At 34.9% G+C, this 9,882-nt stretch carries 8 protein-coding genes and 1 pseudogene; 7 read left to right on the forward strand and 2 right to left on the reverse strand.

The genetic code is table 11. From position 1 onward, the window contains the following. Nucleotides 1–13: 13 nt before the first annotated feature. Complete coding sequence (locus tag A3SG_RS0115870) at nt 14–511, reverse strand: GNAT family N-acetyltransferase (RefSeq protein WP_016990989.1); 498 nt, start codon at nt 509–511, stop codon at nt 14–16. Nucleotides 512–609: 98 nt separating this feature from the next. On the opposite strand from A3SG_RS0115870, the gene menD reads away from it, so the two are divergent. Together menD and A3SG_RS20145 are read left to right on the forward strand one after the other, a co-directional pair. Beyond that, nucleotides 610–2,271: a 2-succinyl-5-enolpyruvyl-6-hydroxy-3-cyclohexene-1-carboxylic-acid synthase gene (gene menD / locus A3SG_RS0115875; RefSeq protein WP_016990990.1), complete on the forward strand. Its 1,662-nt coding sequence runs from the start codon at nt 610–612 to the stop codon at nt 2,269–2,271. A 107-nt stretch (nt 2,272–2,378) separates the two neighbouring features. Then, a pseudogene (locus A3SG_RS20145) lies at nt 2,379–2,721 on the forward strand (DUF2853 family protein). 49 nt (nt 2,722–2,770) lie between these two features. Here A3SG_RS20145 and A3SG_RS0115885 read toward each other — a convergent pair. Continuing rightward, nucleotides 2,771–4,123 carry a M28 family metallopeptidase gene (locus A3SG_RS0115885; RefSeq protein ID WP_016990992.1) on the reverse strand — a complete coding sequence of 451 codons (1,353 nt, stop codon included), beginning with the start codon at nt 4,121–4,123 and terminating at the stop codon, nt 2,771–2,773. Nucleotides 4,124–4,459: 336 nt separating this feature from the next. On the opposite strand from A3SG_RS0115885, the gene A3SG_RS0115890 reads away from it, so the two are divergent. From A3SG_RS0115890 to menA, 5 genes are all read left to right on the forward strand, one after another. Next, nucleotides 4,460–5,314: a S1 RNA-binding domain-containing protein gene (locus A3SG_RS0115890; RefSeq protein ID WP_016990993.1), complete on the forward strand. Its 855-nt coding sequence runs from the start codon at nt 4,460–4,462 to the stop codon at nt 5,312–5,314. 723 nt (nt 5,315–6,037) lie between these two features. Then, nucleotides 6,038–6,868, forward strand: a complete 831-nt coding sequence (locus tag A3SG_RS0115895; protein ID WP_016990994.1) for a 1,4-dihydroxy-2-naphthoyl-CoA synthase — start codon at nt 6,038–6,040, stop codon at nt 6,866–6,868. An 83-nt stretch (nt 6,869–6,951) separates the two neighbouring features. Next, nucleotides 6,952–7,467, forward strand: a complete 516-nt coding sequence (locus tag A3SG_RS0115900) for a PH domain-containing protein (RefSeq protein WP_016990995.1) — start codon at nt 6,952–6,954, stop codon at nt 7,465–7,467. Continuing rightward, on the forward strand, nt 7,468–8,970 hold the full coding sequence (locus A3SG_RS0115905; protein WP_016990996.1) for a PH domain-containing protein: 1,503 nt from the start codon (nt 7,468–7,470) through the stop codon (nt 8,968–8,970). A gap of 48 nt (nt 8,971–9,018) precedes the next feature. Next, a partial coding sequence (menA, locus tag A3SG_RS0115910; RefSeq protein WP_016990997.1) for a 1,4-dihydroxy-2-naphthoate octaprenyltransferase occupies nt 9,019–9,882 on the forward strand: 864 nt, incomplete at its 3' end.

A 9,882-nucleotide genomic window follows, 5' to 3' on the forward strand; every position in this document is an offset into this window, starting at 1 on the left:
AAATCGCTTTTTTCTATTTTAAAATAAGTTGTACAAAAATAGAATGCAACCAGCGGTCAAATTTAAAAGCAGACTCTTTTATGGTTCCTACTGTCTTGAATCCAAATTTTTCGTGAAACACTACGCTACTTTGATTTTCAGCATCAATAACACCTATCATTGTATGCAATCCTTGCTTTTTAGCTAAAACGATTAATTCCTGGAGTACTATTTTTCCAATTCCTTTGCCTTGAAAATCATTATTTACATAAACGGAATGTTCTACAGTATATTTATTAGCTTCTTTAAATCGGAATTCACTATACATTCCAAAGCCTACTACAACACTATCTAATTCAGCCACAATCACGGGGAATCCTTTGTCGATTTTATCATCTAGTATTGTCTTTTGTTGTTCATAGCTTCTTATGTTATAATCGTATAAGGCTGTTGAATTTAAGATATTATAGTTGAGGACATCTAATATTGCTTGGGTGTCTTCAGTTTTGTAAGGTCTAATTTTGATTTCCATTTTGATCAATAAATTTTGATTCCAAATTTAATAAAACTATTTAAGAATATAGAAAAATGCGTACATCTTTGTATCTTTGTTTCTCATAAACTTAACTAATGAATTACCCCAAAATACCTTTAGCACAAAGCATAATTGAAATTTGTTTAGCCAAAGGGATTACCACTATAATAATTTCTCCAGGATCCAGAAATGCGCCTTTAACAATAGGTTTTGTAGGCAATCCAGCCTTTACTTGCTACAGTATTGCTGATGAACGAGCGGCTGCTTTTTTTGCTATGGGGATTGCACAACAGACAAAACAACCCACAGTACTAGTATGCACATCTGGTTCCGCATTACTGAATTATTATCCGGCTATTGCTGAAGCGTTCTACAGTCAGATTCCATTAATTGTAATTTCTGCTGACAGACCACAAAGTAAAATTGATATTGGCGACGGACAAACGATTAGGCAAGAGAATGTATTTGCGAATCATTCTTTTTATAATGCCAATTTGAATGAAATGGTGTCCGTTGAAAATGATATTAAAATAAATGAAGCCATAGACATTTCAATTACTCAAAAAGGCCCCGTACATATCAATGCGCCTTTTGAAGAGCCTCTGTATGAAATAGTTTCTGAACTTTCTGTGAATATCACCGTTACCGCTTCAGTAAAAAAGGCGCAGTCACTTTCACAAGAGGAGGCAGCGGAGTATGCGTTGCTTTGGAACAAGGCCACAAAAAAATTGGTATTGGTGGGCGTGAATGAACCCGGAGCAATCAGTGATAGTTCAATTGAAGCTTTAGCCGCTGATGGATCAGTGGTGGTTTTAACTGAAACGACTTCAAATGTTCATCATCCAACATTTATAAATACCATAGATACTTTAATAACTCCTTTCACTAACGAAGAGTTTGAGGATTTTCGTCCTGAAATATTGGTCACTTTTGGAGGGATGATCGTTTCGAAGCGGATTAAAGCTTTTTTACGAAAATACAAACCAAAGCACCATTGGCATATCGATTCGTTGCGGGCATACGATACATTTAGTGCGTTGACAAAGCATTTTGAAGTGGAGCCAAATGTATTCTTTGATGCTTTTTTACCGCTCTCAAAATCAGTCGTGAGTGATTATTTTGAGAAATTGGATGCTGTGACTGAGTTACGAGAGTTGAAAAGCAAAATCTACTTAGATAAAATTCCGTTCTCAGATTTTAAATTTTTCGAAAAAGTGATTCCGAGTTTGCCTAAAAACTCGCAATTACAAATCAGCAACAGCTCAGCCATACGCTATGCACAGCTGATTGCGATAGATCCTTCAATTCAAGTCTATTGTAATCGAGGAACTAGTGGTATCGACGGAAGTACTTCTACAGCAATTGGTGCGGCTGTAGTTAATGGAAAACAAACGGTATTCATAACAGGAGATATTGGTTTTTTATACGATAGTAATGCGTTGTGGAATAATTACATTCCAAAAAATTTTAAAATAATTGTCATAAATAATGGAGGAGGCGGAATTTTCAGGATCCTGCCAGGTCACAAGGAGACTCCGGTTTTCAACACCTTCTTTGAAACGTCACATTGTTTAACTGCGGAACATTTAGCCAAGATGTACGGATTTGAATATACTATTGCCAGTGATGAAAAAAGTTTGTCAAAAGGATTAGCGATTTTATACGCTCAAAATGAAAAGCCAGGCATACTGGAGGTCTTTACCCCAACGTTAGAGAATGATGCTATTTTGTTACAATTTTTTAAAGAGTTAATCTGATTTCTATGATAGAGTAAATTTTTTACTTTAAAAAGTAGTTTTAGTTTAAATAATTATTAAATGTTAAGCTAGTTAGCTAATTTTAATTAAATATTAAATTCTTACTTATGAGTGCAAGAGATGAATTAATTGTAAAGTATGCTTCCTGATCTTAAAGACAAATGTAACGTAACTCCTGATATGGATTTATTGAAAAAAGTGACGATTGGTTGTAGTCCTTCTATATATAACGCGGATGCAGCAACAGTGGCAGGAAGCCAGAAAGCCGAACTAGATACAGTAAAAAATAATTTTTTGATAAAGAAGCTAGGTCTTACGGATGGGGCAAATTTAGATACTGGGATCGATGCGGTAATGGAAAAATATAGGAGATCAAATAAAAATAAATATAGAGCAGTAGTTTACTATATGTTAGCGGTGCACTTTAAAAAAGAAAGTGTGTATAAATAATAAAAAGCGCCTTTACGGCGCTTTTTTTATGAATCTGTTCGAACTTTTATTAACGAACTGGTATAGGAAAAACCGGCAAGCTAGCATGTCCTAATTTATCTATTGCTTGTACCGCAAAAAGAAAATTATCTTTAGAATAAGGTATTGTTGCTTTAGTATCTGTTACAAATATTGTTTTCTCCCAATTTGTGGCTGATGTTTCTCTAACTAGAATTTGGTATCCGAATGCTTTCTCGTTCTCGGCTGCTTTCCAAACCAAAGTGGAGAAATTAGTCAAGTCTTTCACTTCAACACCCACATTTGTTGGCGCTTTAGGTGCCCAAGCCAAATTAGCCAATGTAGCTAAATTTGATGCGGCTATTTTGCGTAGGTATTCAAAATCCATAAATTCAGGTAAATCACCGTATTTAACAGCGTTTTCAGTTCTCAAATCCTGATGCTGGTGGTCAAAGTTTTCATTCATTTCACAAAAACGAACAGCCGTAAATCCATTTTGGCTAAAAGGAGTATGATCACCACCACGTAAAAAACGATCATTTCTATACACTAGATTAACTTCTAACTGATCCACATATTGATCAGTAGCTGTTTTTATATAACGAGCTAATAGTCTTGAAGGACTGTCGTTATCTCTATTGGTTAGCTTTCGCATTTTTGCTTCGTCCTCTGTTTCTAAGTAGGGAGTTGCTTCACTAAAGACTCTAACTTTAGTATTGTCTCTTAGGTTTGTTCCACTGGACAGGCTGTTTCCGATCATATCATTGTTAAGCATCGCCACGATATTCCAGTTTTCTTCTTTGGCAAGTTCTGCTAAATGTCTGGAGCCATACAATCCCTGTTCTTCTCCCGTTACTGCCACAAAGTGGATAGTGTAAGGAAAGGCTCTTTTACTCATTATTTTAGCTAGTTCCATCATAGCCGATACTCCTGAACCATCGTCATTAGCTCCGGGCGCATCTGATTTGCTGTCCATCACATCAGTAACTCTAGAGTCGAGATGTCCGCTAATGATTAATACGCGATCATCGGTAGCATCTGTTCCTTTTAAGGTTGCCATTACATTTCCCAGTTGACTGTCAACTGCGATGCGTCTTCCATCTGCTTTTATGGTAAAATAATCAATTTTTGAAGTAAGTCGGCCATTTGACTCTCGTGCATATTTATCAAATTCAGACTTGACCCATTGTTGTGCTGCGCCAATGCCACGTGTTTTACTTTTTGTATCGCTTAAGGTATGTCTTGTTCCAAAAGAAACAAGTTTTTTTACGGTATTTTCAAGGCTTTCGGCTTTCACTTCTGTAATCATTTTTGTGATTTCAGGATCTTCAACGGTCATTTGAGAAAAGGTTATTTGAGAAAAAAACAGGAATGCGAATAGGTAATAAATAGTATTTTGTTTCATTATAATTATTAGTATTTAATTTTTAATTTTTTAAAAGTAAGAAAAAAAGAAAGTTAATAGGCAGTAAGATTAACTTTAATAGTTGTTTAAATACTTTCTCCTCAGTTTTTTGTTGGTTTTATAGAAAATGAGACCCCTGTAGTTTAGCCCTGATAGGAGTGAGTATCCTTTTTGGGCTGGGGTTTAGCCCAAAAGATACTGCGGATAGCGGGAGTAATCGTTGTTGTAAGTAACAGTTTTTCTGCTTCTAAAGAGGAAAATGAAAGGTAATTGTACGATGGGGCGGGTTTACCATTTTCAAACTTCGTACCTTTGCGCCTTAGAAAATAGAAGAAAATGATCGAAATAGGAAAATACAATACATTAATAATTCTGCGGGATACCAAAGTTGGTTTGTTTTTAGGTACACCAGAGACTGACCCCGAGGGCATACACGATATACTTTTACCCAATAAATATGTTCCTAATGAATTTGAGATAGGTGAGGAACTTATTGTTTTTGTTTATTTAGACCATGAAGAGCGTCCGGTTGCCACGACATTAGAACCTTATATTTTACTGAACGAATTTGCACTTTTGCGAGTAAATTATGTCAATCAGATTGGTGCTTTTATGGATTGGGGAATGGAAAAAGACATTTTGGTTCCGTTTAAAGAGCAAGCGCGTCCTATGGAAAAAGGAAAAAGATATTTAGTTTACTTGTACATGGATGACAAAACAAACCGTTTAGTTGCTTCAAGTAAAACGAATCAATTTCTTAAAAACGAAGAGCTTACTGTTGAAAAAGGAGAAGAAGTAGACCTGATTGTTTCACATATAACAGAAATAGGAATCAATGTGATTATCAATGAGCAGTTCAAAGGCTTGTTATACAAAGATGAGGTATATGATGATGCCATTCGTACTGGAGACCGCATGCGCGGTTACATTAAAAACATTCGTCCTGATAATAAGATTGATGTTTCGCTGCAAATACAAGGATATCAAAGTATAGAGCCGAATGCAGACATAATTCTGGACGAGTTAAGAGCAAGTCGTGGTTTTTTAAGGCTGACTGATAGTTCACACCCAGAGGATATCAAGACCGTTTTAAAAATGAGTAAAAAAACGTTTAAGAAAGCGATTGGTGCTCTTTACCGAGAAAAGCTAATCGAAATTAAAGAAGACGGAATATATTTGATTAAAGAATAAAAAAAAGAAAGGCTGACCAAAACGGTTAGTCTTTCTCTCTTTAGTGTCATTTTATAAAATATAAAGTGGCACCAAAATAATTACAATTTCATCCAAAAGTAAATTTATTGCTTTGATAAGTACTGGTATAGTAAAAAGACTATTCTTAAATAGTAGTTAAAGAATAAAAGTACTTCAATGAATATTTGTTTTTATTGGTCCAAAGATTTACTTATCAGCTAAGGTTCGATTTTACATTAAAGCCATTGGTTTGCATTTATATTTACAGCATCTTCCTTTAAAATTAGTTTGCTTACCAAGTTATGGTAAGCGAGGAAAGAAAACTCTTTTTAACTGTAGGTGTTATTTTTATTTTTGCTATTTCAGATAAATGATTTTCTCATTAGCTCGATTTTTAAGACAGTAGAAGTAGTAGTGTAATTTAGTACCTTAGAACAACGAGCGACAAAATTTTTAATCGCATTCAAATTATTCTTATTTTAGGTTAATAAATCAGTGAAATTTAAATACTAAATCAGCATTATTTATTGATATTTTGCTGATTAGCATAGCTTAAAGTTGGTCATTTTAGTAGTTGAATTCTGTTATTAACTTATTTTTACTTCAACTTAAACACTTTGCGACCGTTTCATTTAAGAAGGATTTTTAAAGCTTACCCTGTAGAATAGTATAAAATGCAAAAAATGATTTATTTTTACACGTAAATAATTTAAATCAATTATAATGGATTGGATCACTGTCAAAGAATACGAAGATATCACCTATAAAAAATGCAATGGGGTCGCCAGAATAGCATTCAACAGACCAGATGTGCGCAATGCTTTTCGTCCAAAAACAACATCTGAGCTATATAGTGCCTTTTATGATGCGCAAGAAGACACTTCAATCGGGGTTGTTTTGCTGTCTGCCGAAGGGCCTTCGTCTAAAGATGGAGTATACTCTTTTTGTAGCGGTGGAGATCAAAATGCCCGTGGTCATCAAGGGTACGTAGGCGAAGATGGGCAACATCGTCTGAATATATTAGAAGTACAACGTTTGATCCGTTTTATGCCAAAGGTGGTGATCGCTGTGGTTCCTGGTTGGGCAGTAGGTGGAGGGCATAGTTTACATGTTGTTTGTGACTTGACACTTGCCAGTAAAGAACATGCTATTTTTAAACAAACAGATGCAGATGTGACTAGTTTTGACGGTGGTTACGGATCGGCTTATCTTGCAAAAATGGTGGGTCAGAAAAAAGCTCGGGAAATTTTCTTTTTAGGGCGCAGTTACTCTGCTCAGGATGCAATGGATATGGGGATGGTAAACGCAGTTATTCCGCATGCTGAATTAGAGGATACGGCGTATGAATGGGCACAAGAGATATTAGGGAAATCACCTATGGCTATCAAAATGCTGAAATTTGCCATGAACCTGACTGATGACGGGATGGTGGGACAACAGGTTTTTGCTGGTGAAGCTACCCGATTAGCTTATATGACGGAAGAGGCTAAAGAAGGAAGAAATGCATTCCTTGAAAAGCGTAAGCCAAATTTTGAGAAAAAATGGCTGCCGTAACAGCGTTTACCATTTAAGGTTTAGAGATGGTGTTTATAGCTGACTTTAAGCGTTTTGAATACGGAACTTTAAACAAAAAATAAATGAATAATTTTTCAAACGAAACTATTGATACAACACAGCTTCCTAAGTTTGAGGAAGTACAATTCTCTATTTTAGATTCTGATTATTGGAAAGTGACAGTGCTAAATGTATTTGTCTTTTTTTTAATCATAGGACTAGGTCTTGCGGTATTATTGTTTTTTAATAGGGGATTACTGATTTTTGTGGTTGGAATCTCAGCGGCTTATTTTGTTTTTCTTTTTCTTGTTTTATTATTATCGAGAATTAGTTTTAAGAAAAAAGGATTTGCATTCAGGACTCATGATGTTCTTTTTAGACACGGTATTGTAGCTACAAATACGATTGTAATTCCATATAACAGAGTCCAACATGTAGCTTTACATGAAGGATTAGTTTCCAGGTATTTTGGATTGGCAAAAATTGAAGTTTTTACGGCGGGAGGAAGTTCAAGTGATATTGAAATCCCAGGAATCAAAAAAGAGCAGGCTGAAAATATCAAACAGCTGTTAATGGGGAAAATTCAAAAACAACTGTAAATGGAGGATACTTTACATTTGCCTCAACGGCAATCCTCCATCGGAGTTTTAATACTTTTTTTTGATACGGTACAAAAGTGGGGTCGTGGTTTATGGCCAATATTGGTGATTTGGATTTTTAAATTCGACGAAATCAATAAAGCTTATCTACTGTTGGGCAGTGTTTTGGCTGTGCTTTTCATTGGAATTATCGCCTATTTAAAATACCTGAACTTTACTTTTTATTTGGACCATGAAAATGAGGAGTTTATCATCAACGAAGGGATTTTCAATAAAACAAAAACGATTATTCAGCTGAATAGAATTCAACAGGTAAATATTAATCAATCCTTAATTCAGAGGTTTATAGGGGTTTACGAGCTGGATGTTGACACAGCCGGAAGTGCTAAAAAGGAAGGGACAATAAAAGCAATTTCACATCCACTCGCTTTAGCTTTGAAAGCAAGGTTAATGGAGAATGAAAAAAAGGAAATTAGTTCAATAGAACCGGAAAAGTCGTTCGGTTCTGAATCAGTTGAAGAGCGACCTTTTATGAAAATTAGTTTTCTAAGCTTGTTGAAAGTGGGGATTACTTCAAATTATGTCAAGAGTTTAGGTCTAATTTTAGCCTTTTTTGTCACGGCGTACGAAAATAGCCGAAATTTCATGGAGCGTTCTGATTTCGACGAAAGAAAAATTGATGCGTACTTAGATAGAAGTTTAGCGATGCAATCTGTTGCCATTATTGTAATGCTGATATTATGCTCTATATTGATCATCAACTTATTCCGTACTGTCTTTAAATATTTTGATTATAAAATCACGAAGCAAAATGGATCATTATTACTCTCTTTTGGTTTATTAAGTACAAAGAGTACTATTTTAAAACCAGAAAAAGTGCAAATTGTTACTGTTACCAGGAATTACTTTCAAAGGAAAATGAATATTCTTGAGCTCAAAATTAAGCAAGCTACAAGTGGCGAAAAAGAGGAACGTAAGTCGGTGATTGAAATTCCTGGATGCAATGAATTAGAAAATGAAGCGATTTTGAAATTATTGTTTAAAAACATACCTCAAAAAGGGATAATGCTTAAACCCAATTTTCGTAAATTAGTTTTTTCTGTATTCCTGTCAATAGTATTACCTTTAGCCGGTTTTCTTGCTTTTGCAAACTATGTCCAACAGCAATTGCTGGCATATGCTTACTTACTACCTCTTTATGTGCTGTTTGTAGGCGGTATAGTTTATTTTAGTTTTATAAACAATCGATTGTTTATAAACAATGATTTTATCATTAGACAAAGCGGGGCTTGGGACGTAGACAATGAAATTATTGAGCCGGGTAAAATTCAGGCGATTACAACGTCACAACTATTCTGGCATAAAAGCGTCGATATCGGATCGATTACAATACACACAGCGGGGGGGGATATTAGTTTTCAATTAGGGAATTTTACCACGATTAAGCAGTATGTCAATCTGTGGTTGTATCAAATGGAAACTTCTAATAGCAATTGGATGTAGTTATAGTTTTTAAATAATAGTAAATAAAATTATCAAATAAAAAATAAAATGAGACATTGGATTGAAGCAGCAAGAATAAGAACATTACCCTTATCTGTTTCCGGAATAATTGTGGGAAGCATGTATGCGCTGGCAAACCCAACGGACTACATACTTACTCCAACAGAGGTTTTTAACTGGAGGATATTTAGTTTTGCCATATTAACTACTCTTGGATTACAGATTTTATCTAATTTTGCCAATGATTACGGTGACGGTATTAAAGGAACTGATAATGAGGATCGAGTAGGTCCAAAGAGAGCCCTTCAAAGTGGCGTGATTAGTCCAAAAGAAATGAAAGGAGCTATTATAATTACGTCTTTACTTACGTTATTATCAGCCGTTCTGTTGATTTATTTTGCCTTTGAGGACACGAACTTATACTATTCACTATTTTATTTGGTATTGGGTATACTAGCAATTTTAGCTGCAATCCGTTACACAATTGGGGCTACGGCTTATGGATATCGTGGGCTAGGTGATGTATTCGTGTTCATATTTTTTGGATTAGTCAGTACTATGGGAGTGAATTTTTTATATTCAAAACAAATAGATATCGAACTCTTTTTGCCGGCGATTGCAATAGGACTTTTAAGTGTTGGTGTTTTGAATTTGAATAATATGCGTGATGAAGCGTCAGACAGGAAAGTAGGAAAGAATACTTTGGTTGTTAAAATAGGCGGTAAAAATGCAAAGTTATATCATTATTTTTTAGTCACTTTTGCTATGGCTTTGGTGATAGTTTTTGCCTTTATTAATAGTTTTAAGTTTGATCAGTACTTATTTTTACTGGCTTATATTCCTTTGACTAAACATTTAATTAATGTGTATAAAAACAATGAGGCGAGGGCTTTAGACCCAGAATTAAAAAAA

The organism is Flavobacterium sp. ACAM 123, from assembly GCF_000264055.1.
Classification (GTDB): Bacteria; Bacteroidota; Bacteroidia; order Flavobacteriales; family Flavobacteriaceae; genus Flavobacterium.

Excerpts from the sequence above, each read along its gene's own strand:
- A3SG_RS0115870 (WP_016990989.1), bottom strand. The coding sequence starts at position 511 with ATGGAAATCAAAATTAGACCTTACAAAACTGAAGACACCCAAGCAATA.
- menD (WP_016990990.1), top strand. The coding sequence starts at position 610 with ATGAATTACCCCAAAATACCTTTAGCACAAAGCATAATTGAAATTTGT.
- A3SG_RS0115885 (WP_016990992.1), bottom strand. The coding sequence starts at position 4,123 with ATGAAACAAAATACTATTTATTACCTATTCGCATTCCTGTTTTTTTCT.
- A3SG_RS0115890 (WP_016990993.1), top strand. The coding sequence starts at position 4,460 with ATGATCGAAATAGGAAAATACAATACATTAATAATTCTGCGGGATACC.
- A3SG_RS0115895 (WP_016990994.1), top strand. The coding sequence starts at position 6,038 with ATGGATTGGATCACTGTCAAAGAATACGAAGATATCACCTATAAAAAA.
- A3SG_RS0115900 (WP_016990995.1), top strand. The coding sequence starts at position 6,952 with ATGAATAATTTTTCAAACGAAACTATTGATACAACACAGCTTCCTAAG.
- A3SG_RS0115905 (WP_016990996.1), top strand. The coding sequence starts at position 7,468 with ATGGAGGATACTTTACATTTGCCTCAACGGCAATCCTCCATCGGAGTT.